Consider the following 24820-nt stretch of genomic DNA (forward strand, 5'->3'; position numbering starts at 1 on the left):
CAGAACCTAATGTGGGAGCGAGCGTGCTCCGGGCGGCGATCCGACGATGAGGCCGGCACAATCACCGCAACGCTCAAGCCGGAGTCAAGCACTCCGGCCCATTGAGTTTCGGATCATTGACCATATTGGCCAATACCCGCTCGCGCAATGGCGCCGGCTCGCTTGCCAGCAGCCCTTGCAAAGCATGCAGTGGTGTCTCGGGGTCGAGCCACAGGCGCTGGCCTTCTTCGTCCAGAATCAACGGCCGGCGCTGGCCTGCCGCCGGTTGAGTGATGACCGCCGTGCTCAGCCACACCTGTTCCTGCACCGGATACGCTTCCCAGATCGCGGCGAAAAACAGCGACGAACCCTCCCCCGGCGTCAACCAGTACGGACGCTTGCGCGTACCGCCGCGCCACTCATAGAAACCATTGGCCGGCAGCAGGCAACGGCGCAGGCGCAAGGCCTCGCGGAACATCGGCTGCTCGGCCACGGTTTCGGCCCGGGCATGGGCCGGCGTGCGGGACAGATCGGTCAACCAAGGCGGCGTCAGGCCCCAGCGCGCCCGGGCCAGTTCTCGCTGGCCCTCGGCGTCGGCCCGCAGGATCAACACCGAATCGTTGGGCGAAATGTTCCATTGAGCCTTCTGATCGGCGGGGAAACCGGGCAGGGCCGCGAAGGTGGGGGTCCAGCGAAACAGGGCATAACGTCCACACATGGGGCAACACGACTCTTGATCGAACAAACGGCCGCCAGCCTAACAGACCAGCGTACCGGGATAGCTGTCCGGTTCATCGCCGGGCAACGGCAGTGCGGCATTGTACGCGGCGATCAACTCCCGGGCGTATTGCGCCTGGTCATCTTCCACCGCCAGTCCCAGCAAGCCCTGCATGGGCAACTCCCCCGCACCGCCCAGCAAATCGCGCCCCACCAGATGCGCCGTGATGCCTTCACTGGCAAGCATGCCTTGCAACAACTCGCCTTCCATCAGGTTTTCCAGCTCGTAGATTCGCCGCATCGGTGTCGCCCCCGTCAGTCGTTTTCGCTGAAGACCTCGAGATGCCATTCCTCACCATGGACCTGCAACACAAAGGTGATTGGCCGGCAACAGACCTGACAATCCTCGATGTAGTCCTGATCGCCGCCGGACAAGTCCAGGGATGTCTCTACGTCCTCCCCACAATAGGGACATTCATAATGAGCGCTTTCCAGCATCGCGGTCTCCCAGGTGACTTGTGCGTATAATCGCCGGTCTATTTGCAGGGCTATTTTTGTCTGGCTTATCTTCCAGGCCGTGCCCTGTCGTTTTTTCGTTAGAACCTTTACTTACCCTAGCCGTTTCCAACAAGAGAGCATGATGGGCGAATTCGATGCCATCCGACCTTACGACGACAGCGAAGTCCCAGCGGTGCTGGCACGACTGCTCGGCGACAAGGCGTTTCTAGATATCCTCACCCACTTCCGCTTCCCACGCCTGGCCGGCGCCTTCGGCTGGATGCTCAAACCCCTTATAGCGCAAAGATTGCGCCGTGAGTTCGCCGGAGTGACGTCGGTCGCCACGTTGCAGGACAAAGTGGAGTTCTATGTCGACCACACCATCGAGCGCGCCACCGACGGCGTGACCTATACCGGTGTGGAGCAGTTCAAGTCCGGCAGTGCGTATCTGTTCATCGCCAACCACCGCGATATCGTGATGGACCCGGCCTTCGTCAACTACGCCGTATACCACGCCGGCCTGCCGACGCCGCGCATCGCCATTGGCGACAACCTGCTGCAAAAGCCCTTTGTCAGCGACCTGATGCGCCTGAACAAGAGCTTCATCGTGCACCGCTCCATCACCGGGCGGCGGGAAAAAATGGCGGCATACCAGTTGCTGTCGGCGTACATCAACCATTCGATCCGCAACGATTGCGCCTCGATCTGGATCGCCCAGGCCGAAGGACGGGCCAAGGACGGTGACGACCGGACCGAATCGGCGATCCTCAAGATGTTCCACATGAGCCGCAAGGACGAGCCGTTCGGCGAGGTGATCCAGTCACTGAACCTCACCCCGGTGTCGATCAGCTACGAATACGACCCGTGCGACCAGGCCAAGGCCCGCGAGTTGTACATCCGCGCAACCACCGGCACCTACACCAAGGCTCCGGGCGAGGACGACGTGAGCATCGCCAAGGGCATCACCGGCTACAAGGGCCGGGTCCACGTGAACTTCGCCGCGCCCATCACCGAGCTGTTCGAGGACACCAAGCAACTGGCCCAGGAGATGGATCGGCAGATTCTCGGCGGCTACCGCCTGTTCCCGGTGCATTACCTGGCTTATGCCCAATGGGACGACGCCGACCCGCAGTTGCAGGTGCCCAAGGCGGCCGAGGTGTTCGGTGCCGAGGAGCTGGTCAAGGCCCAGGAAGAATGGCAACGCCGGCTGGACGCTTGCCCGCCGGAACACCGGCCGTTCCTGGTGCTGCAATATGCAACGCCGGTGCGAAATCAGTATCGGGTCAAGGCGGGGTTGGCGCTTTAAGCGACAGGTCTGAGGACACGGGTTCCCTGTGGCGAGGGAGCTTGCTGTGGCGAGGGGATTTATCCCCGCTGGGCTGCGCAGCAGCCCCAAACCCTGACAGCTCGGTAAGTCTGGTCGATCACATCAACCTGATCAGGGCTGCTACGCAGCCCAACGGGGATAAATCCCCTCGCCACAGGCCACCATGCCCCGATCAAAACGGTTATCTCATCAGAACTGCGTACTGATCCACGACACCAGCAACGCCAGCGCCAGGCAGCCAAAGCCAAACCGGTAGAAAAACCGGTTCATCCGCTGAGTGGCCAGATCCAGCAGCGCTTCGAAGCGTTCGTTGCCATCGCGATTGCGCGCTTCAAGGCAGGCCCGCGCCCGTTGTTCACGGCGGCGCGTCGCATGCAGCACCCAACCGCCCGGGCAGGCAAACAGCAACGCCAGCAGGTTGATCAGTTTGGCGGGGTGGGCGGCGAACAACGAAAGCAGATGCAGCGACATCACGAACCTCAAGCGAAAAACGGACAGGACACGTCCGTGGCCTACGAACAGGGCGCGGATTCTACCGAAAGCCTGCCGCCCTGCACCGTTTTTTCCGACCAGTAACGATCGGCTGGGTAATGGCTTGGTGACTTCGTGGCGAGGGAGCTTGCTCCCGCTGGACTGCGAAGCAGTCCCAAAAAAAGCTTGCACGATTAACCTGACACACCGAGACGCTAGTCGGGGGCTGCTGCGCAGCCCAGCGGGAGCAAGCTCCCTCGCCACAGGGTCCATAATCAATCCTCGGGTTAATTTCCCCCGTCACGGTTTCGTCATCTGATTAGGCCACTCTGTCGCCCTTCAAACCTGCCCGGAACCCCTCATGTTGCACGCCGAAAACCAGGATCGCCTGTATCTCATCAGCCCAAGCGACGAACAACAGAACCTCGTCGACAGCCTGTCCTTCAACGTGCAGGACCGACATTGGCTGGTGTATTGCGCCCTCGGCGGCCATCAACATGCCGACCTTCCAGAGACCGACCTGCTGACCGGGATCAGTGTGCTGGAGTTCTATTCCCAGGCAGCCTGAGAACATCGCCCATAAAAAACCCCTGTGGGGCAAGCTCCCACAGGGGTTGTGAGGTTTGTTACTTATTCAGCCAGCACTTGCCCAATGGTCGGATCCTTGAACAGCCGGGTCAGGGCATCGCTCAAGACGTCGCTGACCAGCTTGGTGTTGGTGTCCTGGTTAGGCGCCATGCCGAAACGCTGGTCCAGGGAAGCACCGTAACGACCGCTGTAGCGGCGGTTGGCGTTCTGCACGTCGGAGCGGAAGGTCGCGCCGATGGTGGCCTCGGTCACGTACATGCCTTCCTTGGGTGACTGATACTTGAGCTCGGCCAGGGTTACGGTCAGTTGCGGTGCATTCAAGGCATTGGCGGTCGGCGTGAAGCCCAGCAAACGCACGGCAGCTTCAGCCTGGGCCTGCAGCTTGGGCAGGATCTGCGCGCCCTGCACCGTGATCACACTGGTTTCCGGATACAGCCCGCCACGAGTGCCGAGCGTCGGCGACGGACGACCGTCCACCACTCGCACCACCACCGGCTGGCCACGCCCCACAGGCGCCAGTTGGGCATTGAGCTTGGGCTCCGGGTTAAGTTGTTGCGGGCTGTGGGCGCAGCCGACGAGGGTCAGACTGGTCACAGCGATCAAACCGAACAACAGGCGTTGCAACATGCTCTTCTCTCCAGAATCGGGCACAAACAGGCCGGCAGTATAGCGGTGCGCCATCGCCGTGAACTAGCGTCGCACGATGAATACTGAAATGTCTGACACGGGCCGTGGTTGCCGGTTCCTGTCACCCCATTGTCACGGTCCTTACACCGGCATGTCATAGCCCGCTGTCAGGCTTGCCCCAAGCTCCCTGACCCGGTATCCGCTCATGCGCTTCCTTATTTCCCTGTTCACCCCTCGCCCTCATCACCGCAGCTTCGCCTTGCTCGATCGCAACGGCCGTTGCCAGGCGTTCAAACAGTGCAGCCTGCAACCCATGGGCGAAGGCTGGGTGGAAATCGAAGAGATCCGTCTCAACTGGCTGCACCAACCATTGCCCGCCAGCGCCCGCGTGCAACCGCTTCCTGCCCGCGCACGTAACCGGCAGTTGTTGACCATCTGACCGGACGGCTAATAAAAGTCATTAAACACGACCATTTCCCTGCGTTTCTTCGATACAATCTCCCCCCGATTATAAGGACGTCTCCTGATCGGGCCTCGCAACACCGCTGATGCGCTGGTATTGGCACCCCACAACGCCCACAGAGAGCCGCCCACACAGATCGAGTGAAGCTGGCGCGCTTGCTGTTCCTCCAGGCAAATCACCACTTTTCGCGAATCTGCAGAGCTGTCATTACGCTCGGTCACTGAGCTGTCTGCCCGTTTTGCCTGTCATGTACTACATGGGGGCAACCAAACCGGGCGCAGTGCCAGGCTGGGACAGCCCTTTTTTGAGGTTCACGTCTTCAAAAGAGCGTGAAAAAACGGGTTTTCACAACTTCACGAGAGTGTGGCGAGCAAATGAAGAGTTTTGCGTCTGAACAAGCACCATTAGCGTCTGAAACAGCCCAACGACACAGGACCGGATATCGCTCAAGAACCGGCGCCTGAAGCCTGTCCGCTACGGATTTGGTTGCACGAACGGATGTCTCGGCCATAAGTCGAATTGCCTGCCCGGCGCTTAAATGAGTTCATGTGACTCTTGAGGCCAGGCTGCATGCATCCGCAGTAGGTGCGAAAAATTGCGAAGATTCGGACATGGCGATCCTGGCCATGGATAACTGGGGCGCAACTGACCTGCCCCGCCACTCCTGGCCGCTATGCCGACAATTTGGTGCTGCAGATTTTGGAGACGCGTTAAATGGCGCATAACGAAGCAGTCGATGTAGTTCTGGTAGGGGCCGGCATCATGAGTGCCACCCTGGCCGTACTGCTCAAGGAGCTCGACCCCGCGATCTCGCTGGAAGTCGTCGAGCTGATGGATTCCGGTGCCGCGGAGAGTTCCAACCCATGGAACAACGCCGGCACCGGTCACGCCGGGCTGTGTGAGCTCAATTACACGCCCCAGGCGGCCGACGGCAATGTCGACATCAAGAAAGCCGTGCACATCAACACCCAGTTCGAGGTGTCGAAGCAGTTCTGGACGTACCTGACCAAAAAAGGCACGTTCGGCTCCTCCAAGTCCTTCATCGCCCCGGTGCCACACCTGAGCTTCGTGCAAGGCGAGAAAGGCGTGTCGTTCCTGAAGAAGCGCTTCGAGCTGATGCGCCAGCATCACGCCTTCGCCGACATGGAATACACCGAGGACAAGGCCCGGATGGCCGAGTGGATGCCGCTGATGATGCCTGGCCGGCCGGCCGATGAGGTCATCGCCGCCACTCGCGTCATGAACGGCACCGACGTCAACTTCGGCGCCCTGACCAACCAGTTGCTCAAGCACCTGACCAGCGCCCCGGACACTCAGGTCAAATACTGCAAGCGCGTCACCGGCCTCAAGCGCAACGGCAGTGGCTGGACCGTGAGCATCAAGGACGTCAATTCCGGCAGCAGCCGCGATGTCGACGCCAAGTTCGTGTTCCTCGGTGCCGGCGGTGCGGCGTTGCCGCTGCTGCAAGCCTCGGGCATCGAGGAAAGCAAGGGCTTCGGCGGCTTCCCGGTCAGTGGCCAGTGGCTGCGTTGCGACAACCCGGAAGTGGTCAAGCACCACCAGGCCAAGGTCTACAGCCAGGCCGCCGTGGGCTCGCCGCCGATGTCGGTGCCGCACCTGGACACCCGTGTAGTCGATGGCAAAAAATCCCTGCTGTTCGGGCCATACGCCGGTTTCACCACCAAGTTCCTCAAGCACGGCTCGATCATGGACCTGCCGCTGTCGGTACGTGCCGGCAACATCGGCCCGATGCTGGCCGTGGCCCGGGACAACATGGACCTGACCAAGTACCTGATCAGCGAAGTGATGCAGTCCATGGAACAGCGCCTGGAATCCCTGCGTCGTTTCTACCCCGAGGCGAAAGCCGAGGACTGGCGCCTGGAAGTGGCCGGCCAGCGGGTGCAGATCATCAAGAAAGACCCGAAGAAAGGTGGCGTCCTGCAGTTCGGCACCGAACTGGTGGCGGCCAAGGACGGCAGCCTCGCCGCCCTGCTCGGCGCATCGCCGGGTGCTTCGGTGACCGTGTCGATCATGCTGGAACTGATCGAGCGCTGCTTCCCGGACAAAGCCAAGGGCGAGTGGGCTGCCAAGCTCGCAGAGATCTTCCCGGCCCGGGAAAAAGTGTTGGAAACCGACGCGGCGCTGTATCGAAAAATCAACGCGCAGAACAACATTGCGTTGGAGTTGGTTGAAGACAGCAAGGCTCAAAGTTACGCCTGATACTGTGTACTGATAAAAAGCCTCCCGTGCAAACAGGAGGCTTTTTATTACCCGTATTATGACTTCATACTGAACTTGACGCGTGTTCCGCCATGACGAACATAATCATCGTCATCTTCAACCTCTAGTAACTCCGCAACACAGGCACCTGCCGGTTTCGCTTCAACCCAGCGACGATAAGGCATTGTCTGTCCGTCACTCACCGGCACGCCAGGAATATGCCCGAAACTGAAATGGCAGGTGCGGTTTCCTTGGGTGTAGGTAAATGACTCCCGCTCGGCACGCGCCTGGGGCAGATAATAGGTTAGCTCCTGGCGTTCTCCAGGACTTATCGAAAAGCTGTGGCCCGCATTTTCCGGGGCCAGAGACCACGTGAAATCGCTACCCGGCACAATGACCGCTGACGTTGCGTTGAATATTTCCACATTGACGATCTCATCGAACGCATTGGAAACCGAACTTGCCAGACAGCCGATCAGGGCCAATAAACACCCGGCGATACATTTACCTTTATCTTCCATGATAAATAAAACTCCATTTAGCGATTGAAATGAAACCCCTTGGTTTCAACCCAAAAGTAATGGAAATCCAGTTAAAACAAAACAGCCCGAATGGTGACATAACCTTTCGGGCTTAGTTGAGTACGTCATGAAATACTGATGCAGACATTCAAACGCCGCGGCGGCGCGGACATGACATTAACGCGATCAGCCACGCGCCTTATTGATCAGTTCAATGTATTCCTCGGCGTTACGCTGGTCCTGGATCAACGCCACGAAATCCTTGCCTTGCTCATCCTTGCCATTAAGGTCGTAACCGGCCTCGACGAAAAACGTCAGGAACCGCTCGAAGTCATCGACCCGCAGCCCACGGTAGGCCTTGATCAGTTTGTGCAGCGACGGCGACGTGGCATCGACCGGTTCGAAATTGAGGAACAGCTTGACCTGTTCATCGCCAATCTCGTCGCCAATCACTTGTTTCTTGTCTTTACGCATTGCCGGCTCCAGCTCGCACAGTTCACGGGGCGGGCAGTTTACCCCCGGCAGGCCTCGCGGCTCAACGCGGGCGTTCGGCACCGGTGTGCAGGTCGGCCCAGATATGACCGTTGGCGTAGGTGAGAAACTGCACATAGACCGTGTTGTTGCGCAGCAGATCGATGACCACCCGGTACTGAGCCTGAGGATAAGACAGCGTCAGGGTCTTGCTCGCCTCGTCGAAAACCGGTTTCTTCAGGCTTTTGCTTTCGCCGTCGAAGTTAAGGATCACCTGGCTGAGGGTCGCGCCCTTGTTCATCGGCTTGCCCTTGAGACGGACCAGCAAGGGCGAAGTGACCGGAATCGGTTGCTGGTTGGACTGACGCTGGTTACCCAGCACCACCGAATACTCGGTCACTTGCAGCAACTGCTGCTGTTCAGGCTGCTCCTGGCGCACCACCAGGTCATCAGGCGGTAGGAACTGGCTGTGCATCGGTGCAGCCACGACCGCCAAGGGCAGGCTGGAGATCAACAGCAAAGTAGCGCTACGGCGGATCGATACACGCATGACAAGCTCCGGGGTCTTGGCCGAGCACTCTAGCATGAGCCTGGATGGTAAAAATAACGATCCAGATCAATACATCCGCGCAACGAGCACGGCATACTCAAAGAGCCATCAGCCCCGGCCTACCGGCGCATGCCTTTGTGGCGAGGGAGCTTGCTCCCGCTGGGTGGCGCAGCCGCCCCATAATATTGCGAGCGCTACGCACTCGAGCGGGAGCAAGCTCCCTCGCCACAGGGCCAGTGCCAGTGTCCCCCTTGCGAGGAGTATTCATGTCTTTCTCCGCCCCACCGTTGTTTGCCGCCTGGCGCCAGGCCTGGCGCGCCGGTTACACCCTGGAGCGCCTGCGTGGCGACCTGGTGGCCGGGCTGACCGTCGGCATCATCGCCATCCCACTGGCCATGGCCCTGGCGATTGCCGTTGGCGTGCCGCCGCAACATGGCTTGTACACGGTGTTGGTGGCCGCGCCCTTGATCGCCCTCACCGGCGGCTCACGCTTTAACGTCAGCGGGCCGACGGCGGCATTCGTGGTAATCCTGCTGCCCATCACGCAACAGCACGGCCTGGGCGGCCTGTTGTTGTGCACCATGCTCGCTGGTCTGATCTTGATCACCCTGGGCCTGATGCGCGCCGGACGGCTGATCCAATACATCCCCTACCCGGTGATTCTCGGCTTTACCGCCGGGATCGGCGTGGTCATCGCCACCTTGCAACTGAAGGATCTGCTGGGGTTGACCACCGTCGGGCAAGCCAAGCACTACATCGAACAGTTGGGCGAACTGATCGTGGCGCTGCCCAGTGCCCGGCTCGGCGATGGCATCATCGGCGTCACGTGCCTGGCGGTGCTGTTTGCCTGGCCACGCTGGGTACCGCGGGTTCCCGGGCATTTGGTTGCCTTGCTGGTCGGGGCGCTATTGGGACTGGCGCTGGAGCGCGGCGGTTTGCCGGTGGCGACATTGGGTGAGCGTTTCAGCTACATGGTCGATGGCATCAGCCACCCCGGTATCCCGCCGTTTTTACCGAGCTTCGAGTGGCCATGGAACCTGCCAGATGGCCAGGGGCGTCCCTTGACGCTTTCCTATGATCTGATCCGCCAATTGCTGGGCCCGGCCTTCGCCATTGCCATGCTTGGCGCCATCGAATCGCTGCTGTGCGCCGTGGTGGCGGATGGCATGACCGGCAGCAAGCATGACCCCAACGCCGAGCTGATCGGCCAAGGCCTGGGCAACCTCGTGGCGCCGCTGTTCGGCGGTATCACCGCCACGGCGGCCATTGCCCGCAGCGCGACCAATGTGCGCAGCGGCGCCTCTTCACCGCTGGCGGCGATCATTCACAGCCTTGTGGTACTGCTGGCGATGGTGTTGCTGGCGCCCCTGTTCAGCTACCTGCCCATGGCAGCCCTGGCGGCGCTACTGGTGATAGTGGCCTGGAACATGAGCGAAGCCGGACACGTGTTGCATACCTTGCGCATCGCCCCGCGCAGCGACGTACTGGTGCTGCTGACCTGCCTTAGCCTGACTGTCCTGTTCGACATGGTCATGGCCGTCGCCGTCGGCCTGCTGCTGGCCGCCGGGCTGTTCATCAAGCGCATGAGCGAACTGACCGACAGCGCCGAACTGCCTCGCCACTTCCACCAGGCCCTGCTGGACATGCCCGAGCATGTGCGCTGCTACGCAATTCGTGGGCCGCTGTTCTTCGGTGCGGCAGAAAAAGCCCTGGACGTGCTGCGCAAGTTCGATCCGGGGGTGCGCGTGGTGGTGGTGGAAATGAGCGCCGTGCCCATGCTGGACATGACCGCGCTGGCTGCGTTTGAAAACATCCTGAAGGATTACCGCAAGCAGGGCATCGGCCTGATCCTGGTCGCGACGGCGCCCAGGGTGCGCCTGAAGCTGCGCCGCGCCGGTATTCATCGCGAGCAGCGGCAATTGGCGTATGTGCAGACCCTGGAGCAGGCGCGGGTCAAGAGCGAGCAGTGGTTGGCCAGCGGCAGCACCGCTCAGCCACGACTTGCTTGAACTGTGGCGAGGGAGCTTGCTCCCGCTGGGCTGCGCAGCAGCCCCAATTGCAGGTGGGTGCTACGCACCCAAGCGGGAGCAAGCTCCCTCGCCACAAAAGCTCCGTGCCGACGACTGATTCGGTGCTCAGTCGAACTGGGCACGCATCCAGGCCCGGTACTCGGCGACGCCTGGCTCGCCTTCACGGGGCGCCCAGTGGGCCAGTTCGCCCTCGCCCACGGGGCGGTAGGGGCCGGCTTTGCATTCGAACATCAGGCTGTCGGCTTCCAGCACCACCAATCCGTGATACACGCCGGCCGGAAGGTCGACGCCGAGGCAATCGCCACCGGCCTGCAGGATGCGCTTGTCCACCACCGCGCCGGCTTCATCGAAGATCAATACCCCCAGCCGGCCCTTGAGCACCAGCAAGGTTTCGGCCTTGTCGGCGCTCAGATGGCGGTGCGGCGGGATGTAGGTCGAAGGCTGCAAGCCCACCGCCATGCGGTGGCACGGCTCATCCATTTCGTGGAAGTTATGGTGCTGCCGTCCGCGAGGGCTGGCCGCGGCTTTTTCGGCCAATCCATCGAACAGTGCATGATCCAGAAAGCTTGGCCGGGTCATCGACTACATTCCCTTGACGGCGAAAATGCCATTGGCGTTGCGCCAGTAACCTTTGTAGTCCATGCCGTAGCCGAAGATGTAGCGGTCGATGCACGGCAAGCCGACGAAATCGGCTTTCAAGTCCGGACGGGCCTTGCGGTCGTGGTCCTTGTCGATCAGCACGGCGGTGTGCACGGCGCGGGCACCGGCGTGTTTGCAGAAGTCGATGATGGCGCCCAGGGTGTGACCTTCGTCGAGGATGTCGTCGATGATCAGCACGTCGCGGTCGATGAACGAGACTTCCGGCTTGGCCTTCCAGAACAAGTCACCGCCGCTGGTTTCGTTGCGATAACGGGTGGCGTGCAGGTAGGACGCTTCCAATGGGAAGTTCAGATAGGTCAGCAGCTTGCCGGAAAAAATCAGCCCGCCGTTCATGACGCAGAACACCACCGGATTGGCATCGGCCAGCTGTTCATTGATTTGCGCACCGACACGGGCGATGGCCGCTTCGACTTCGGCTTCGGTGTACAGGCAGTCAGCCTCTCGCATGATTTGACGGATATGCTCGAGATCAGCGGACATGGCGCTCTCCAGGGGTGGCAGGGTTCGGAAAAGCCGGCAAAGGTACGCATCCCGCCCGGCCAGATCAAGCGTTTGTGGACTAACGTTCTGTATTGTCTATAGGACAACACCCTCGGATAGATTAATCTAGGCCGGTTTTTTTGCCCGCCGCCGGAGCCTTCCCCATGCCCATCCTCGAGATCCGCCATCCGCTGATCAGACACAAACTCGGCCTGATGCGCCGCGCCGATATCAGCACGAAGAACTTCCGTGAACTCGCCCAGGAAGTCGGTGCCCTGCTCACCTACGAGGCCACCAAGGACCTGCCGCTGGAGTCCTATGAAATCGACGGCTGGGCCGGTACGGTCCAGGTCGAGAAGATCGCCGGCAAGAAGATCACCGTGGTGCCGATCCTGCGCGCCGGCATCGGCATGCTCGAGGGCGTACTGAGCCTGATTCCAGGGGCCAAAGTCAGCGCCGTGGGTGTGGCTCGCAACGAGCAGACCCTGCAGGCGCACACCTATCTGGAAAAACTGGTGCCGGAAATCGACGAGCGCCTGGCGATGATCATCGACCCGATGCTCGCCACCGGCAGCTCCATGGTCGCCACCATCGACCTGTTGAAAAAAGCCGGTTGCCGGGACATCCGCGCCATGGTGCTGGTCGCCGCGCCCGAAGGCATCAAGGCCGTGCAGGACGCCCACCCGGACGTGACCATCTACACCGCGTCCATTGACCAGAAACTCAACGAGCACGGCTACATCATCCCGGGCCTGGGCGATGCCGGCGACAAGATCTTCGGCACCAAGCAGAAGGACGCTTGAGCATGCAGGATGAGTTCAACGATCCGCTCTGGCGCCAGGTGCTGTCCGGCGCGCAGATGCTGTTCGTCGCCTTCGGCGCGCTGGTACTGATGCCGCTGATCACCGGGTTGGACCCTAACGTGGCGCTGTTCACGGCCGGCCTGGGAACGATCCTGTTCCAAATCGTCACCGGGCGCCAGGTGCCAGTGTTCCTGGCTTCGAGCTTTGCCTTCATCACGCCGATCATCCTCGCCAAGGGCCAGTTCGGCCTGGCCGCGACCATGGGCGGCGTGATGGCGGCAGGTTTCGTCTACACCTTTCTTGGCCTGGCGGTGAAGATCAAGGGCACCGGGTTCATCGACCGGCTGCTGCCGCCGGTAGTGATTGGCCCGGTGATCATCTCCATCGGCCTGGCCATGGCGCCGATTGCCGCCAACATGGCGATGGGCAAGGCCGGCGACGGCACCGAGCTGATTCATTATCAGACCGCGATGATGATCTCGATGCCGGCGCTGCTCACCACCCTGATCGTGGCGGTGTTTGGCAAAGGCATTTTCCGCCTGGTGCCGATCATTTCCGGCGTGCTGGTGGGCTTTGCCATGGCGTTTTTCTTCGGCGTCGTGGACACCGCGAAAATCGCCGCCGCGCCGTGGTTCGCCCTTCCGGCCTTCACCGCACCGGAGTTCAATTGGCAGGCGATCCTGTTCATCGTCCCGGTGGCGCTGGCGCCGGCCATCGAGCACATCGGCGGCGTGATTGCCGTGGGCAGCGTGACCGGTCGCGACTACCTGAAAAAACCCGGTCTGCACCGCACACTGCTCGGTGACGGCATTGCCACCACCGCCGCCGGCCTGTTCGGCGGCCCGCCCAACACCACCTATGCCGAGGTGACTGGCGCGGTGATGCTAACCAAAAACTACAACCCGAAGATCATGACCTGGGCGGCGATCTTTGCCATCAGCCTGGCATTCATCGGCAAGTTCGGTGCGCTGCTGCAAAGCATTCCGGTGCCGGTGATGGGCGGGATTCTGTGCCTGTTGTTCGGTTCGATTGCGGCAGTGGGCATGAACACCTTGATCCGCCACAAGATCGACCTGGGCGAGGCGCGCAACCTGGTGATCGTTTCGGTCACGCTGGTGTTCGGCATCGGTGGTGTGCTGGTGGGCACCGGCACTGGGCCGGACGATTTCGGCCTCAAAGGCATCGCGTTGTGCGCGGTGGTGGCGATCGCGCTGAACCTGCTGCTGCCGGGCAATGACAGTTGGAAGCACAAGAAGGCGGATGAGCCGCTGCTATAAATCAGCCTGCTCTTCTATTGTGGCGAGGGAGCTTGCTCCCGCTGGACTGCGAAGCAGTCCCGCTGTTGTGGGCGCTTCGCACCCAAGCGGGAGCAAGCTCCCTCGCCACAGGTTTTGTATTACAGCGCGATCGGCGCCCGCTCACACAGCGTGCTCAACGCCTTGGCCCACTGCGGCTCATCATTGAGGCAAGGCACCAGCACCAACTCCTCCCCTCCGGCCTCACGGAACTGCTCGCGCCCGCGATCACCGATTTCTTCCAGGGTCTCGATGCAGTCGGCAACGAACGCCGGGCACATCACCAGCACCTTCTTCACGCCACTTTTAGCCAACTCTTCCAGGCGTGCTTCAGTGTAAGGCTCGATCCACTTGGCACGGCCCAGTCGCGATTGGAACGATACCGACCAACTACCATCCGCCAGCCCCATCTGCTCGGCAAACAGTTGCGCGGTGCGAATGCACTGGGCGCGGTAACAGGTCGCCATGACCTCCGGCGGCGCGTTCTTGCAGCAGTCGGCGTCTTTGAAGCAATGGAAGCCCGTTGGGTCGAGCTTGGTCAGGTGCCGCTCCGGCAAACCATGGAAACTCAACAACAGGTGATCGTGTTCCTGCATCAGGTACGGCTTGGCGCTGGCCACCAGGGCGTCAACGTATTCGGGCTGATCGTAGAAGGGCTGGAGAATCGAGAACTGCACATCGAGTCTCTTTTCCCGCACGACCCGCTTGGCCTCTTCGATCACCGTGGTCACGGTGCTGTCGGCGAACTGCGGATACAACGGCGCCAACGTGATCTTCTTGTGACCCTGGCTCGCCAGCCGCACCAACGCCGACTCAATGGACGGCTCGCCATAACGCATTGCCAGTTCTACCGGTCCCTGGGTCCACTGCGCGGTCATGGCCTGTTGCAGCCGGCGGCTGAGCACCACCAACGGCGAACCCTCCTCCCACCAGATCGAGGCATAGGCATGGGCCGACTGCTCGGGACGCTTGATCAGGATCAGCGACACCAGCAAGCGCCGCACGGGCCATGGCAAGTCGATGACATAAGGATCCATCAGGAATTGATTGAGGTAGCGGCGCACATCGGCCACCGAAGTGGAGGCAGGCGAACCCAGATTCACCAGAAGCAACGCGTGATCGGTCATGCAACGTCCTATTTCAAAGGCGGCCGGACAAGTCTTCCAAGGCCGCGGGCAAATCAGTGAACCGGAATGTGAAACCCGCCGCCTGCAATCGGGCCGGCGTGGCGCGCTGGCCGCCGAGCAACAGCAAGGACAGTTCCCCCAGCGCGACTTTCAACGCAAGCTCCGGCATCGGCACCACGGCTGGCCGATGCAATACATGCCCCAGGGCCTTGGCAAAATCGCGGTTGCGCACCGGGTTCGGAGCGCACGCATTATAAGGACCGCTGGCATCAAAGCGGTGCAGAAGAAAATCAATCAGGGCGATTTGATCGTCAATATGAATCCACGGCATCCACTGCCGACCATTGCCGATACGCCCGCCCAGCGCCAGTTTGAACGGCAGCCGCAGCCGCGACAAAAAGCCGCCCTCGGCAGACAGGACCAGGCCGGTACGAACCAGCACCACGCGTATGCCCAACGCCTCGGCCCGTTGCGCGGTTTCTTCCCAGGCGATACACAACTGACTGGCGAAATCTTCACTCACCGGCCCCGACTCCTCAGTCAACTCACGCTCGCCACCGTCGCCATACCAGCCCACCGCGGAACCGGAAATCAACACCTGCGGTTTCTGCTCGCAACGCTCCAGCCACGCTAGCAAAACTTCCGTCAGCGTGATGCGACTGCTCCACAACAACATCTTGCGCTTGTGACTCCAGGGCCGGTCGGCAATCGGCGCTCCCGCGAGGTTGACCACTGCGTCCACCGGCTCGACAACTTCATCGAGCCTGGCAACGCCTCGTACATCTGCCCCACAGATTTTCGCCACCTCTTCGGGCCGGCGACTCCATACCGTCAAGCGATGTCCCTGCCCCAACCAGAGGCGGCAGAGCTGACGTCCGATCAAACCAGTACCGCCGGTCAGCAATATGTGCATGAGATGTTCCTCGTATCGCGTTTTACCCGGCCCATTAGTCTATTTTTATAAGCAGGGATTTTTCGTATCGGACAGGGTCTGTGTTTAACAATAGGACAAGCTGTCCAAACGCGAACGGTAAAACTTATACCAAAAACCCGAATTGTACAGGTTTAAACGACGGCGTAGTCTGTACAGAAAGGTAAACGAGGCCCTCATGACTGTACCTATCGCAATCATCGGCACCGGCATCGCCGGACTTTCAGCCGCCCAGGCCCTGACGGAGGCCGGGCATATCGTTCAACTCTTCGATAAAAGCCACGGCAGCGGCGGACGCATGTCGAGCAAACGCAGCGACGTCGGCGCATTGGACATGGGCGCGCAATACTTCACCGCCCGTGATCGCCGCTTTGTCACGGAGGTCCAGCGCTGGCAAACCAACGGCTGGGCGGCGGAATGGAACCCGCAACTCTACAACTTCCAGAACGGACAACTGAGCCCATCGCCGGACGAGCAGACCCGTTGGGTCGGCACGCCGCGCATGAGCGCCATCAGCCGCGCCTTGCTCGACAAGTTGCAGGTGCAGTTTTCCTGCCGGATCACCGAGGTGTACCGCGGCCAGGAACACTGGCATTTGCAGGACGCCGAAGGTTTCACCCACGGCCCCTTCGGCCAGGTGGTGATCGCCACGCCCGCGCCCCAGGCCACCGCGTTGCTGGCGGCCGTACCGAAGCTGGCCGCAGTGGCCGCCGGCGTGAAGATGGACCCGACCTGGGCCGTGGCGCTGGCCTTCGAAACACCGCTGGATACGCCCATGGAAGGCTGCTTCGTACAGGACAGTCCCCTGGATTGGCTGGCGCGCAACCGCAGCAAGCCGGGACGCGACAACACGCTCGACACCTGGGTACTGCACGCCACCAGCGACTGGAGCCGGCAGCACATCGACCTGTCCAAGGAAGCGGTGATCGAACATCTGCACGGCGCCTTCGCCGAACTGCTGCACAGCGCGATGCCCGCACCGAGCTTCAGCGTGGCCCATCGCTGGCTCTACGCCCGCCCCGCCGGCAACCACGAATGGGGCGCCTTGGCCGATGCCGACCTGGGCCTGTATGTGTGCGGCGACTGGTGCCTGTCCGGCCGGGTCGAAGGCGCATGGCTCAGCGGCCAGGAGGCCGCACGCCGCCTGCACGCAAGCCTGCAGTAAGCGCATCACCCATCGATATTCGCTGCTGTCGAAAGAGACAGCAGCCTGCCTGCGACACAGATTGACGTCGCCTCGCCACACAATCCGGTTGACTTGTGCACGTTCGGACCTATGATGAAAATATTGTACAGAAACACAAATCTGTACAAGATTTAGCAATCAGAGGTCGCCTATGTCCAGCACAGCCATCGCCAAACCCAGAATCGCCATCAGCGCCTGCCTGATGGGGGCTGAAGTTCGCTTTAACGGCGGGCACAAGCAATCGCAGTTGTGCAGCCGCACCCTCGTCGACTATTTCGATTTCGTGCCGGTGTGCCCCGAAGTCGCCATCGGCCTGGGTATCCCCCGGGAGCCGATTCGCCTGGTGGGCGACCCCAAACATCCCGAGGCGCTCGGCACGGTGAATCGCGAGCTCAACGCGACCCGGCCACTGGCCGACTACGCAAAGCAAATGGCTGGGGAACTGGATGACATCTGCGGCTATATCTTCATGCAGAAATCGCCGTCCTGCGGACTGGAGCGGGTCAAGGTTTATGATCACAACGGCGTGACCCAGGACGGCGGCGGCCGCGGGATCTATGCCCAGGCCTTCTGCGAACGCCACCCCGACCTGCCGGTGGAGGAAGACGGTCGCCTCAACGACCCGGTGCTGCGCGAGAACTTCCTGACCCGGGTGTTCGCCTATGCCGCCTGGCAACCTTTGCGTCGCGACGGACTGAGCCGTCGCGACCTTATCGAATTCCACTCGCGCTACAAATACCTGCTGATGGCCCACAACCCAGTGCAATACAAGGCCCTGGGCAATTTGCTGGGCAACATGGGCAAGGCCGACCCCAATGAGTTGGGCCCACGCTATTTCAGCGCATTGATGGCCGCCTTGAAGAAATGCGCCACCCGTCGCACCCACACCAACGTGCTGCAACACCTGAGCGGTTACCTCAAGCGCGTCATCGACGCCGATGACAAACAGGAAGTACAGCATCTGATCGGGCAATATCGCCTCGGCATCGTGCCCTTGGTGGTGCCACTGACGTTGCTCAAGCATCACCTGCGCCAGCACCCCGATCCTTACCTGACGCAGCAGGTCTACCTGCAACCACACCCGGAAAACCTCAGCTTGCGAAACGCTATTTGATGAAGAACGAACCCGACTCCAGCGCCAGCGAAGACCTGGGGGCCGACTTTGCCAAGGCCTTGGCGCAAGGCTGGCTGCCCATACGCGAGGTCGCCCGGCAAACCGGTGTCAACGCCGTCACGCTGCGAGCCTGGGAACGCCGTTATGGCCTGATCGTGCCGCACCGTACCCCCAAGGGCCACCGACTGTTCAATGCCGACCATGTGCAACGGATCCTGAGCATTCTCACCTGGATCGACCGTGGCGTTGCGGTGAGCAAGATCAAGCCTTTGCTGGACACACCGCAGCCACCGACCGAACCCACACAGGTGCCGGAGAATGACTGGCAGCGCCAGCGCCACGCCTTGGTGCTGGCGGTGACGCAACTGGCCGAGCGCCAGATCGATGATCTGGTCAACCAGGCGATGGCGCTGTACCCACCCTGGACCGTGTGCGAGCAGTTGCTCTTGCCGTTGCTGGCCGAGTTGCACCTGCGCTGGCAAGGCCAGTTCGGTGCGCAGCTGGAACGGGTCTTCCTGTACTCGTGGCTGCGCAGCAAGTTCGGCAGCCGGATCTACCACAACAACCGTCAGTTGCGCGGCGCGCCACTGTTGCTGGTCAATCATTCGGACTCGCCCCAGGAGCCGCACTTATGGCTCACCGCCTGGCTGGCCAGCAGCGCCGACTGCCCGGTGGAAGTGTTCGACTGCCCTCTACCGGCCGGCGAACTGGCCCTGGCGGTCGAGCGCCTCAAGGCCCGCGGCGTCCTGCTGTATTCCAGTCACGCACTCAACCTGTCCCAACTGCCCAGGCTGCTGGGCGGAATCGATTGCCCGATCGTCATTGCCGGCCCGGCTGCGTCGATCCACCAAGCCAGGTTATCCACAGGCGTGTCGATGATTGACGTGTCCTGGGCCGAAGACCCGTTATCGGCTCACCGCGAACTGAGTCGTCGAGAACTCCTTTAGATGGAAGACAGCATGCAACTGATCTGGCTGCGCAGCGACTTGCGCCTACACGACAACACCGCCCTCACGGCGGCCGCAGCCCAAGGCCCCTGCGTGGCGGTGTACCTGACCAGCCCCGAACAATGGCGCGCCCATGACGACGCACCGTGCAAGATCGATTTCTGGTTGCGCAACCTCAGCGCGTTGAGTGCGGCCCTGGCCGAATTGAACATCCCATTGCTGATCCGCGCCGCTGCGCATTGGCACCAGGCACCGCAGGTACTGCTCAAGCTGTGTCGCGAACTGAACGTCGACGCCGTGCATGTCAACGAAGAGTACGGCCTGAATGAAACACGACGCGACGCCGAAGTCGCCCGCACGCTGAATGACCAGGGCGTTGAATTTCACAGCCACCTCGATCAATTACTGTTCAAGCCCGGCAGCGTGCTGACCAAGACCGGCAATTATTTCCAAGTGTTCAGTCAGTTCCGCAAAGTCTGCTACAGCCGTCTGCACCTCTCATTGCCGAGCCTGGTCGCCACGCCGGCCCGGCAGGCCTCCACCGGCATTGCCCGCGACCCGGTGCCGACACAAGTCGATGGCTTCGCCCCGCCCAGCGAAGCGCTACGAGCCCTCTGGCCCGCCGGGGAAACCGAAGCCCGTCGGCGCCTGGACACCTTCGTCGACCAGCACATCGACGATTACCAAGGTGAACGAGATTACCCCGCCAGGCCCGGCACCAGCCAGCTCTCGGCCTATCTGGTGGCCGGCGTGGTGTCGCCGCGCCAGTGCCTGCACGCCGCGCTGCAAGCCAACCAAGGTGAATTCGAGAGCGGAAATGCCGGCGCTGTGACCTGGATCAATGAATTGCTCTGGCGCGAGTTTTATAAACACATTCTAGTGGGCTATCCACGCGTGTCGCGCCATCGTGCGTTTCGCCCCGAAACCGAGGCGTTGGCATGGCGCAAGGCCCCCGCAGAATTGGAAGCCTGGAAGCAAGCACGCACCGGCCTACCGATTATCGATGCAGCCATGCGTCAAATGCTGGAGACCGGTTGGATGCACAACCGCTTGCGGATGGTCGTAGCCATGTTCCTGACCAAGAACCTGTTGATCGATTGGCGCGAAGGCGAGCGCTTTTTCATGCAGCACCTGATCGACGGCGACCTCGCCGCCAACAATGGCGGCTGGCAATGGAGCGCCTCCACCGGCACCGACTCGGCGCCCTGGTTCCGCATCTTCAATCCGTTGAGCCAGTCGGAAAAATTTGACCGCGAGGGCTTGTTCATCAAGCACTGGTTACCTGAACTGAACGATCTGGACAGGCAACAGGTCCATAGCCCAAATACCCAGGGCGGCTTGTTTGGCGCCGTGGATTATCCGGCACCGATTGTCGACTTGAGCCAATCCAGGGCGCGTGCGCTGGCAGCGTTCAGAAACCTGCCAGCGCGACAGGATGCAGCCGTTGAAGGGATGGGCGATTAGCGAACACGAAATTGCCGGTCTAGGGGATGCATCATTTACCCGATAACATATAGTCTTACTAATCGTACGGACTCTACTGAAAAGCCACGGATCAGTAGGCTGTCCAATCGAAAGGAGAAGGGAATGGGTCTCAGACTGCCACGGCGCTATTGGCTCACCGGGGCTGGCAACGGAATCGGCGCTTCGTTGGCTGAAGCGATACTGGAGACAGGTGCATACCTGGCCGTCAGTTCGCGCTCGACCCGATCATGCGAAACCCTTTCGGTACGTTATCCAGGACAAGTGCTGGCCGTGCCCGGCAATTTGACCGACAGCCGGGCCGTGCGCGAAATCGGCGAACAGATCACCCGGCAATGGGGCGCCCTGGATCAGGTGATCGTCAATGCCGGGACGGCTGAGTACGTTGACGGGCAGCCGGCTGATCACACATTGATCGAGCATATTGTGCGCAGCAATCTGCTGGCTGCCAGTTTCTGCATCGAAGTGGCCACGCCCTTGTTGCGCGCTGGGACCGAACCTCATCTGGTGGGTATTGCCAGCCCGGCGACTTACCTGCCGCCTTCGCAAACCGAAGCCGGTGGCAACGGGATACGTCATCTGTTCGAATCGGCTCGGGCAGACCTGGCGCGCGCGGGTGTTGACGCGACGTTGGTACACCCTGGCTACGACGGCCCATTGCAGGGGGCCGAAGACAGCTTCCCAACCCCGGCTCACTGGTCGGCGGACGAAGCAGCGCAACATGTGCTGAATCAGTTGGTCGAGCGCCCACGGGAAGTCGCGCTCCCCATTGTGTCCATGACCACACTCTGGCCTTTGCCTTCGTCGACCGAAACCGTGCCGCCCGACATTGACTCATGCCAGGCGAAAAACGGCTATCCGATCAAGGGACAACCCTGAGCCGCCGATTGCCTTACACTGCGCGCCATGAAAACCATCCCTGTCCATGAAATCCCGGCACCGGCAGTCACGTGCTCGACGTGCGCGGCGTGCTGCTGCCAGTTGGAAGTGATGCTGATCACCGACACCGGGGTTCCGGAGCGTTTTATCGACACGGACGACTGGGGTGGGGAAGTGATGCTGAGGCTTGATGACGGTTGGTGCGCGGCCCTGGATCGCGACAGCATGATGTGCACCATCTACGAAAAGCGCCCGCTGATCTGCCGGGAGTTCGAGATGGGCGCACCGGAGTGCCTGGAAGAACGCCAAGGGATTGCGACGGCGTATCGGTAGGAAATAGACCCGATTTTTGTGGGAGCGGGCATGCTCGCGAAGCGTCGGATCAGCCAGCACTGAAGCGATTGACACTACGCTTTCGCGAGCAAGCCCGCTCCCACAGTATTTAAGTGTTACAGCGGCATCGTGTAGTGCAGCGAGTAGCTTTCTACACCATCGTTGGTCGACTTGATGCCGGCGTTGGAGTAATGAGTGGCGCGAATGCCCACTTCATGTCCACCGTTGAAGCGCAGGCCGAAGCCGATACGATCTTCAAACTGGAAAGCCGTACCGAGCTTGTTGTCTTCCACTTCGGTATTGGCGAACAACGCCACACCGACACCCGCCTCGATGTAAGGCTTCACGTTCTGGCCGGAAAATTCATACACAAACACAGGCGAAAACGACAGGCTGTGATTGCTGGATGTCTCGTCCCCTTCCCAGTAGGTATAGGCACCGCTCCAGTAGCCGGTCAGGCGACCGACATCACTTTGCAGCCAACTCTTGTCCCAGTCGAACTGCATGCCCAGGCGATAGGTCATGGTCGAATCGCTGGTCTGGCCAACCCCAAATTCCACACCCGCTGCTTGTGCAGTGTAAGTGTGCCCCAACAATGCAGCCGCAAACGCGGCGAAGCAGAATAAGCGCTTCATTAGAAACATCCTTTTCCGAACAGACTTAGTTGATTTTGTTACAAACAGACAAAGCTATAGAAATCTGCCCCCAAACAGAAGTTCAGCCCGTTTCACACAGTTTTCACATTTTTCTTACAGATCGAAGCTTCGCACAACGCCGGACGAATGCCATAGCGTAGGTAGGATTTTTCTTAAATGTATCGGGTCTGCACTCGTCCAGAAATACGTTTCGCCGGCTGGTCCCTCAGCCAGCAGCTCTCGCTCAGCCAAAAGACGCTGAAGTTGCCGGGCCACGGCGGCACCGGTGTCGATCAGGCTGATGTGCTCCGGAATCATCCGCGCGAGCAATGGCTTGAGGAACGGATAGTGCGTGCACCCCAGGATCAGCGTATCGCAGCCAGCTGCCAGCAAGGGGTCGACGTAATGTTGCAGCAATTGATACAAGGCCGGACTGTGTAAATCACCCGTCTCGATCAGTTCAACCAGGCCCGGACACGGTTGCGTGATGACTCGCACATCGGTGGCGAAACGGTCGAGCAAAGCGGCGAACTTGGCGCTCTGCAAGGTGCCGGTGGTGGCCAGCACACCGACGATACCGCTGCGGGTCGCGGCAGCCGCCGGCTTGACCGCCGGCTCCATCCCGACGATGGGCCAATGAGGGAAATCACGGCGTAGATCGGCAACGGCAGCAACCGTTGCGGTGTTGCAGGCGACAACCAGCGCCTTGGCGCCCTGGCCCAGGAGAAAGTCGGCAATGATCGCGCAGCGTTGCCGGATGTATTCCGGGGTCTTCTCGCCGTAGGGAATATGCCCACAGTCCGCCACATACAACAGCGACTCATTGGGCAGCAACTGGCGAATTTCCCCCAGCACCGACAACCCGCCGACACCCGAGTCAAGCACACCAATCGGCGCTTCACTCATGTTGGCCACCGCAGACGCTGCAACCTGGGTCGCGCTTGACCCGCAGTTCACGGAAACGCGTGCCCAGGGCATCGATCAACAGCAAGCGCCCCACCAGCGGCTCACCGAAACCGGCCAGCAACTTCAAGGCTTCAAGGGCTTGCAGGCTGCCCACCAATCCCACCAGCGGTCCGATCACACCGGCCTCGCTACAGGTCAGCTCGGCTTCGCTGCCGTGACCATAAAGGCAGTGATAGCAAGGGCTTTCGGGGCGGCGTGGGTCGAACACCGACAACTGCCCTTCCAGACGAATCGCCGCGCCACTGACCAGCGGCTTACCCGCCGCGACACAGGCCGCGTTCACCGCTTCGCGGGTCGAGAAATTGTCGGAGCAGTCGAGCACCACATCCACTGTCGCGACTGCCGCGGCCAGGCTGTCTTCGTCCATGGCCACCCGGTGAGGCATCAGCCGAACCTCAGGGTTGATCGCCCCCAGGCGTCGCATCGCCGAATCGACCTTGCTCAGGCCGACGCTGTCAGTGTCGTGAATGATCTGGCGTTGCAGGTTGGTCAGGTCGACGGTGTCGAAATCCGCCAGGTGCATCTCCCCCACCCCAGCGGCGGCCAGGTACAACGCTACCGGGGCGCCGAGACCACCAAGGCCGATGATCAGCACGCGGCTTTGCTTGAGACGCAATTGGCCGTCGATGTCGACGTGCTGCAACAGAATCTGCCGGCTGTAGCGCAACAACTCCTGATCGTTCAGCACGGCAGGCACCCCAGGCTGATGCGCTCATGACCACCCAGGTCCTTGCGGCTGTGGACTTCGACAAAGCCTTGGGTGCGCAGCAAATCGCGCACTGCTTCGGCCTGGTCGTAGCCGTGCTCGAGCATCACCCAGCCACCCGGCTCAAGGTGAGCCGGGGCCTGGGCAACGATCTGGCGCAAATCATCGAGCCCGTCCGGCCCGGCAACCAGGGCGCTGGATGGCTCGAAACGCACGTCACCCTCGGCCAGATGCGGATCGCTGGCTGCAATGTACGGCGGGTTGCTGATGATCAACTCGAAACGCGTGTCTTCCAGCGCACTGAACCAGTGGCTGCTCAGCACCGTGACGTTGTGCAGATCCAGGCGCTGGCGATTGCGTTCGGCCAGGGCTACGGCCTCCAGCACCCGGTCGACCGCGGTGACTTTCCAGGCAGGGCGCTCGCTGGCCAATGCCAGGGCAATCGCACCGCTGCCGGTGCCCAGGTCCAGGACCCGGGCCGGTGTGGCCGGCAACAACGCCAGCGCGGTTTCCACCAGCAGCTCGGTGTCGGGACGCGGGATCAAGGTATGAGGCGCGACTTCCAGGTCGAGTTTCCAGAAGCCCTGTTGCCCGAGGATATACGCCACCGGCTCGCCGGAGCGACGCCGCCGCAGGTATTCGGAGAACAGCAACGCTGCCTCACTGGGTACGATCCGCTCGGGCCAGGTGTGCAGGAAGCTGCGGGACTTGCCCAAGGCTGCGGCAAGCAACAACTCGGCGTCCAGCCGTGCCGTGGGCGAATCCGGCAACTCGGCGGCGCGTAACAGACTGGCGATGATGGTCATTTATTCAC

29 protein-coding genes are annotated in these 24820 nt (G+C 61.1%); 13 read left to right on the forward strand and 16 right to left on the reverse strand.

From position 1 onward, the window contains the following. Positions 1 to 73: 73 nt before the first annotated feature. From BLO97_RS12495 to BLO97_RS12505, 3 genes are read right to left on the reverse strand one after another with little or no spacing between them, the layout of a single operon-like run. The gene (locus tag BLO97_RS12495) at positions 74 to 697 is read right to left on the reverse strand and encodes an SOS response-associated peptidase (RefSeq protein ID WP_092346060.1); all 624 of its coding nucleotides are present in this window, start codon (positions 695 to 697) and stop codon (positions 74 to 76) included. A 39-nt stretch (positions 698 to 736) separates the two neighbouring features. Then, on the reverse strand, positions 737 to 997 hold the full coding sequence (locus BLO97_RS12500; protein WP_072344436.1) for a putative signal transducing protein: 261 nt from the start codon (positions 995 to 997) through the stop codon (positions 737 to 739). A 14-nt stretch (positions 998 to 1011) separates the two neighbouring features. Beyond that, complete coding sequence (locus BLO97_RS12505; protein ID WP_092149541.1) at positions 1012 to 1194, reverse strand: CPXCG motif-containing cysteine-rich protein; 183 nt, start codon at positions 1192 to 1194, stop codon at positions 1012 to 1014. A gap of 139 nt (positions 1195 to 1333) precedes the next feature. On the opposite strand from BLO97_RS12505, the gene BLO97_RS12510 reads away from it, so the two are divergent. Next, on the forward strand, positions 1334 to 2500 hold the full coding sequence (locus BLO97_RS12510) for a 1-acyl-sn-glycerol-3-phosphate acyltransferase (RefSeq protein WP_092223772.1): 1167 nt from the start codon (positions 1334 to 1336) through the stop codon (positions 2498 to 2500). Positions 2501 to 2710: 210 nt separating this feature from the next. Here BLO97_RS12510 and BLO97_RS12515 read toward each other — a convergent pair whose 3' ends face one another. Further along, positions 2711 to 2992, reverse strand: a complete 282-nt coding sequence (locus BLO97_RS12515) for a hypothetical protein (RefSeq protein ID WP_072344446.1) — start codon at positions 2990 to 2992, stop codon at positions 2711 to 2713. Between the two features lie 361 nt (positions 2993 to 3353). Between BLO97_RS12515 and BLO97_RS12520 the strand changes: the two genes are divergently transcribed. After that, positions 3354 to 3560 (forward strand): hypothetical protein, encoded by a 207-nt coding sequence (locus BLO97_RS12520; protein ID WP_003185312.1) that lies wholly within the window; start codon positions 3354 to 3356, stop codon positions 3558 to 3560. 62 nt (positions 3561 to 3622) lie between these two features. Here the strand turns inward: BLO97_RS12520 and BLO97_RS12525 are convergent, their stop codons facing one another. Next, on the reverse strand, positions 3623 to 4207 hold the full coding sequence (locus tag BLO97_RS12525) for a YajG family lipoprotein (protein ID WP_003205489.1): 585 nt from the start codon (positions 4205 to 4207) through the stop codon (positions 3623 to 3625). A 205-nt stretch (positions 4208 to 4412) separates the two neighbouring features. Between BLO97_RS12525 and BLO97_RS12530 the strand changes: the two genes are divergently transcribed. Further along, positions 4413 to 4646 (forward strand): hypothetical protein, encoded by a 234-nt coding sequence (locus tag BLO97_RS12530; protein ID WP_072344449.1) that lies wholly within the window; start codon positions 4413 to 4415, stop codon positions 4644 to 4646. 738 nt (positions 4647 to 5384) lie between these two features. Beyond that, positions 5385 to 6890, forward strand: a complete 1506-nt coding sequence (gene mqo, locus BLO97_RS12535) for a malate dehydrogenase (quinone) (protein ID WP_063324403.1) — start codon at positions 5385 to 5387, stop codon at positions 6888 to 6890. Between the two features lie 56 nt (positions 6891 to 6946). Here mqo and BLO97_RS12540 read toward each other — a convergent pair whose 3' ends face one another. The 3 genes from BLO97_RS12540 to BLO97_RS12550 form a co-directional block, all read right to left on the reverse strand. Beyond that, positions 6947 to 7411 (reverse strand): hypothetical protein, encoded by a 465-nt coding sequence (locus BLO97_RS12540; protein ID WP_063324402.1) that lies wholly within the window; start codon positions 7409 to 7411, stop codon positions 6947 to 6949. A 186-nt stretch (positions 7412 to 7597) separates the two neighbouring features. Continuing rightward, on the reverse strand, positions 7598 to 7885 hold the full coding sequence (locus BLO97_RS12545) for a PA4642 family protein (RefSeq protein WP_092149547.1): 288 nt from the start codon (positions 7883 to 7885) through the stop codon (positions 7598 to 7600). Between the two features lie 61 nt (positions 7886 to 7946). Further along, entirely contained in the window at positions 7947 to 8432 is a 486-nt protein-coding gene (locus BLO97_RS12550; RefSeq protein WP_063324400.1) for a hypothetical protein, read from the reverse strand. A 266-nt stretch (positions 8433 to 8698) separates the two neighbouring features. Here BLO97_RS12550 and dauA point away from each other — a divergent pair, with 266 nt between their 5' ends. Beyond that, positions 8699 to 10441 carry a C4-dicarboxylic acid transporter DauA gene (dauA, locus tag BLO97_RS12555; protein ID WP_092346062.1) on the forward strand — a complete coding sequence of 581 codons (1743 nt, stop codon included), beginning with the start codon at positions 8699 to 8701 and terminating at the stop codon, positions 10439 to 10441. Between the two features lie 126 nt (positions 10442 to 10567). Here dauA and BLO97_RS12560 read toward each other — a convergent pair whose 3' ends face one another. Then, positions 10568 to 11041, reverse strand: coding sequence for a WbuC family cupin fold metalloprotein (locus BLO97_RS12560; RefSeq protein WP_092149556.1), 474 nt, complete (start codon positions 11039 to 11041; stop codon positions 10568 to 10570). Between the two features lie 3 nt (positions 11042 to 11044). Beyond that, positions 11045 to 11602: a hypoxanthine-guanine phosphoribosyltransferase gene (locus BLO97_RS12565; protein WP_053125250.1), complete on the reverse strand. Its 558-nt coding sequence runs from the start codon at positions 11600 to 11602 to the stop codon at positions 11045 to 11047. A 164-nt stretch (positions 11603 to 11766) separates the two neighbouring features. Here BLO97_RS12565 and upp point away from each other — a divergent pair, with 164 nt between their 5' ends. Both upp and BLO97_RS12575 read left to right on the forward strand, forming a co-directional pair. Then, positions 11767 to 12405 (forward strand): uracil phosphoribosyltransferase, encoded by a 639-nt coding sequence (gene upp / locus BLO97_RS12570; RefSeq protein WP_003185330.1) that lies wholly within the window; start codon positions 11767 to 11769, stop codon positions 12403 to 12405. A gap of 2 nt (positions 12406 to 12407) precedes the next feature. Beyond that, complete coding sequence (locus BLO97_RS12575) at positions 12408 to 13682, forward strand: uracil-xanthine permease family protein (RefSeq protein WP_092149559.1); 1275 nt, start codon at positions 12408 to 12410, stop codon at positions 13680 to 13682. 119 nt (positions 13683 to 13801) lie between these two features. Here the strand turns inward: BLO97_RS12575 and hemH are convergent, their stop codons facing one another. Continuing rightward, complete coding sequence (hemH, locus tag BLO97_RS12580; protein ID WP_092223775.1) at positions 13802 to 14827, reverse strand: ferrochelatase; 1026 nt, start codon at positions 14825 to 14827, stop codon at positions 13802 to 13804. Between the two features lie 13 nt (positions 14828 to 14840). After that, complete coding sequence (locus tag BLO97_RS12585; RefSeq protein ID WP_092346064.1) at positions 14841 to 15740, reverse strand: TIGR01777 family oxidoreductase; 900 nt, start codon at positions 15738 to 15740, stop codon at positions 14841 to 14843. Positions 15741 to 15936: 196 nt separating this feature from the next. On the opposite strand from BLO97_RS12585, the gene BLO97_RS12590 reads away from it, so the two are divergent. From BLO97_RS12590 to BLO97_RS12615, 6 genes are all read left to right on the forward strand, one after another. Further along, complete coding sequence (locus BLO97_RS12590) at positions 15937 to 16923, forward strand: NAD(P)/FAD-dependent oxidoreductase (protein ID WP_092149567.1); 987 nt, start codon at positions 15937 to 15939, stop codon at positions 16921 to 16923. A gap of 172 nt (positions 16924 to 17095) precedes the next feature. Then, entirely contained in the window at positions 17096 to 18058 is a 963-nt protein-coding gene (locus BLO97_RS12595) for a YbgA family protein (protein WP_092223781.1), read from the forward strand. Further along, positions 18058 to 19005: a MerR family transcriptional regulator gene (locus BLO97_RS12600; protein ID WP_063324392.1), complete on the forward strand. Its 948-nt coding sequence runs from the start codon at positions 18058 to 18060 to the stop codon at positions 19003 to 19005. The genes BLO97_RS12595 and BLO97_RS12600 overlap by 1 nt, the downstream gene beginning before the upstream one ends. A 12-nt stretch (positions 19006 to 19017) precedes the next feature. Further along, the gene (gene phrB, locus BLO97_RS12605) at positions 19018 to 20469 is read left to right on the forward strand and encodes a deoxyribodipyrimidine photo-lyase (protein WP_063325223.1); all 1452 of its coding nucleotides are present in this window, start codon (positions 19018 to 19020) and stop codon (positions 20467 to 20469) included. Positions 20470 to 20592: 123 nt separating this feature from the next. Continuing rightward, positions 20593 to 21366, forward strand: coding sequence for an SDR family NAD(P)-dependent oxidoreductase (locus tag BLO97_RS12610; RefSeq protein ID WP_092346066.1), 774 nt, complete (start codon positions 20593 to 20595; stop codon positions 21364 to 21366). 27 nt (positions 21367 to 21393) lie between these two features. Further along, positions 21394 to 21699 (forward strand): YkgJ family cysteine cluster protein, encoded by a 306-nt coding sequence (locus BLO97_RS12615; protein WP_003205513.1) that lies wholly within the window; start codon positions 21394 to 21396, stop codon positions 21697 to 21699. Between the two features lie 116 nt (positions 21700 to 21815). On the opposite strand, the gene BLO97_RS12620 is transcribed toward BLO97_RS12615, so the two are convergent. The 4 genes from BLO97_RS12620 to prmC all read right to left on the reverse strand — a co-directional run bounded on the left by BLO97_RS12620 (position 21816) and on the right by prmC (position 24812). Continuing rightward, positions 21816 to 22334, reverse strand: a complete 519-nt coding sequence (locus BLO97_RS12620) for an acyloxyacyl hydrolase (RefSeq protein ID WP_092149578.1) — start codon at positions 22332 to 22334, stop codon at positions 21816 to 21818. A 114-nt stretch (positions 22335 to 22448) separates the two neighbouring features. Beyond that, positions 22449 to 23240, reverse strand: a complete 792-nt coding sequence (murI, locus tag BLO97_RS12625) for a glutamate racemase (RefSeq protein ID WP_092149581.1) — start codon at positions 23238 to 23240, stop codon at positions 22449 to 22451. After that, positions 23233 to 23988 carry a molybdopterin-synthase adenylyltransferase MoeB gene (locus tag BLO97_RS12630; RefSeq protein ID WP_092223827.1) on the reverse strand — a complete coding sequence of 252 codons (756 nt, stop codon included), beginning with the start codon at positions 23986 to 23988 and terminating at the stop codon, positions 23233 to 23235. The genes murI and BLO97_RS12630 overlap by 8 nt, the downstream gene beginning before the upstream one ends. Continuing rightward, complete coding sequence (gene prmC, locus BLO97_RS12635; RefSeq protein WP_092346068.1) at positions 23982 to 24812, reverse strand: peptide chain release factor N(5)-glutamine methyltransferase; 831 nt, start codon at positions 24810 to 24812, stop codon at positions 23982 to 23984. Before prmC ends, BLO97_RS12630 begins: the two co-directional genes overlap by 7 nt. Positions 24813 to 24820 lie beyond the last annotated feature (8 nt).

The organism is Pseudomonas sp. NFACC05-1 (assembly GCF_900100135.1).
Taxonomy (GTDB): Bacteria; Pseudomonadota; Gammaproteobacteria; order Pseudomonadales; family Pseudomonadaceae; genus Aquipseudomonas; species Aquipseudomonas fluorescens_Q.

Excerpts from the sequence above, each read along its gene's own strand:
- BLO97_RS12495 (WP_092346060.1), bottom strand. The coding sequence starts at position 697 with ATGTGTGGACGTTATGCCCTGTTTCGCTGGACCCCCACCTTCGCGGCC.
- BLO97_RS12500 (WP_072344436.1), bottom strand. The coding sequence starts at position 997 with ATGCGGCGAATCTACGAGCTGGAAAACCTGATGGAAGGCGAGTTGTTG.
- BLO97_RS12505 (WP_092149541.1), bottom strand. The coding sequence starts at position 1,194 with ATGCTGGAAAGCGCTCATTATGAATGTCCCTATTGTGGGGAGGACGTA.
- BLO97_RS12510 (WP_092223772.1), top strand. The coding sequence starts at position 1,334 with ATGATGGGCGAATTCGATGCCATCCGACCTTACGACGACAGCGAAGTC.
- BLO97_RS12515 (WP_072344446.1), bottom strand. The coding sequence starts at position 2,992 with ATGTCGCTGCATCTGCTTTCGTTGTTCGCCGCCCACCCCGCCAAACTG.
- BLO97_RS12520 (WP_003185312.1), top strand. The coding sequence starts at position 3,354 with ATGTTGCACGCCGAAAACCAGGATCGCCTGTATCTCATCAGCCCAAGC.
- BLO97_RS12525 (WP_003205489.1), bottom strand. The coding sequence starts at position 4,207 with ATGTTGCAACGCCTGTTGTTCGGTTTGATCGCTGTGACCAGTCTGACC.
- BLO97_RS12530 (WP_072344449.1), top strand. The coding sequence starts at position 4,413 with ATGCGCTTCCTTATTTCCCTGTTCACCCCTCGCCCTCATCACCGCAGC.
- mqo (WP_063324403.1), top strand. The coding sequence starts at position 5,385 with ATGGCGCATAACGAAGCAGTCGATGTAGTTCTGGTAGGGGCCGGCATC.
- BLO97_RS12540 (WP_063324402.1), bottom strand. The coding sequence starts at position 7,411 with ATGGAAGATAAAGGTAAATGTATCGCCGGGTGTTTATTGGCCCTGATC.
- BLO97_RS12545 (WP_092149547.1), bottom strand. The coding sequence starts at position 7,885 with ATGCGTAAAGACAAGAAACAAGTGATTGGCGACGAGATTGGCGATGAA.
- BLO97_RS12550 (WP_063324400.1), bottom strand. The coding sequence starts at position 8,432 with ATGCGTGTATCGATCCGCCGTAGCGCTACTTTGCTGTTGATCTCCAGC.
- dauA (WP_092346062.1), top strand. The coding sequence starts at position 8,699 with ATGTCTTTCTCCGCCCCACCGTTGTTTGCCGCCTGGCGCCAGGCCTGG.
- BLO97_RS12560 (WP_092149556.1), bottom strand. The coding sequence starts at position 11,041 with ATGACCCGGCCAAGCTTTCTGGATCATGCACTGTTCGATGGATTGGCC.
- BLO97_RS12565 (WP_053125250.1), bottom strand. The coding sequence starts at position 11,602 with ATGTCCGCTGATCTCGAGCATATCCGTCAAATCATGCGAGAGGCTGAC.
- upp (WP_003185330.1), top strand. The coding sequence starts at position 11,767 with ATGCCCATCCTCGAGATCCGCCATCCGCTGATCAGACACAAACTCGGC.
- BLO97_RS12575 (WP_092149559.1), top strand. The coding sequence starts at position 12,408 with ATGCAGGATGAGTTCAACGATCCGCTCTGGCGCCAGGTGCTGTCCGGC.
- hemH (WP_092223775.1), bottom strand. The coding sequence starts at position 14,827 with ATGACCGATCACGCGTTGCTTCTGGTGAATCTGGGTTCGCCTGCCTCC.
- BLO97_RS12585 (WP_092346064.1), bottom strand. The coding sequence starts at position 15,740 with ATGCACATATTGCTGACCGGCGGTACTGGTTTGATCGGACGTCAGCTC.
- BLO97_RS12590 (WP_092149567.1), top strand. The coding sequence starts at position 15,937 with ATGACTGTACCTATCGCAATCATCGGCACCGGCATCGCCGGACTTTCA.
- BLO97_RS12595 (WP_092223781.1), top strand. The coding sequence starts at position 17,096 with ATGTCCAGCACAGCCATCGCCAAACCCAGAATCGCCATCAGCGCCTGC.
- BLO97_RS12600 (WP_063324392.1), top strand. The coding sequence starts at position 18,058 with ATGAAGAACGAACCCGACTCCAGCGCCAGCGAAGACCTGGGGGCCGAC.
- phrB (WP_063325223.1), top strand. The coding sequence starts at position 19,018 with ATGCAACTGATCTGGCTGCGCAGCGACTTGCGCCTACACGACAACACC.
- BLO97_RS12610 (WP_092346066.1), top strand. The coding sequence starts at position 20,593 with ATGGGTCTCAGACTGCCACGGCGCTATTGGCTCACCGGGGCTGGCAAC.
- BLO97_RS12615 (WP_003205513.1), top strand. The coding sequence starts at position 21,394 with ATGAAAACCATCCCTGTCCATGAAATCCCGGCACCGGCAGTCACGTGC.
- BLO97_RS12620 (WP_092149578.1), bottom strand. The coding sequence starts at position 22,334 with ATGAAGCGCTTATTCTGCTTCGCCGCGTTTGCGGCTGCATTGTTGGGG.
- murI (WP_092149581.1), bottom strand. The coding sequence starts at position 23,240 with ATGAGTGAAGCGCCGATTGGTGTGCTTGACTCGGGTGTCGGCGGGTTG.
- prmC (WP_092346068.1), bottom strand. The coding sequence starts at position 24,812 with ATGACCATCATCGCCAGTCTGTTACGCGCCGCCGAGTTGCCGGATTCG.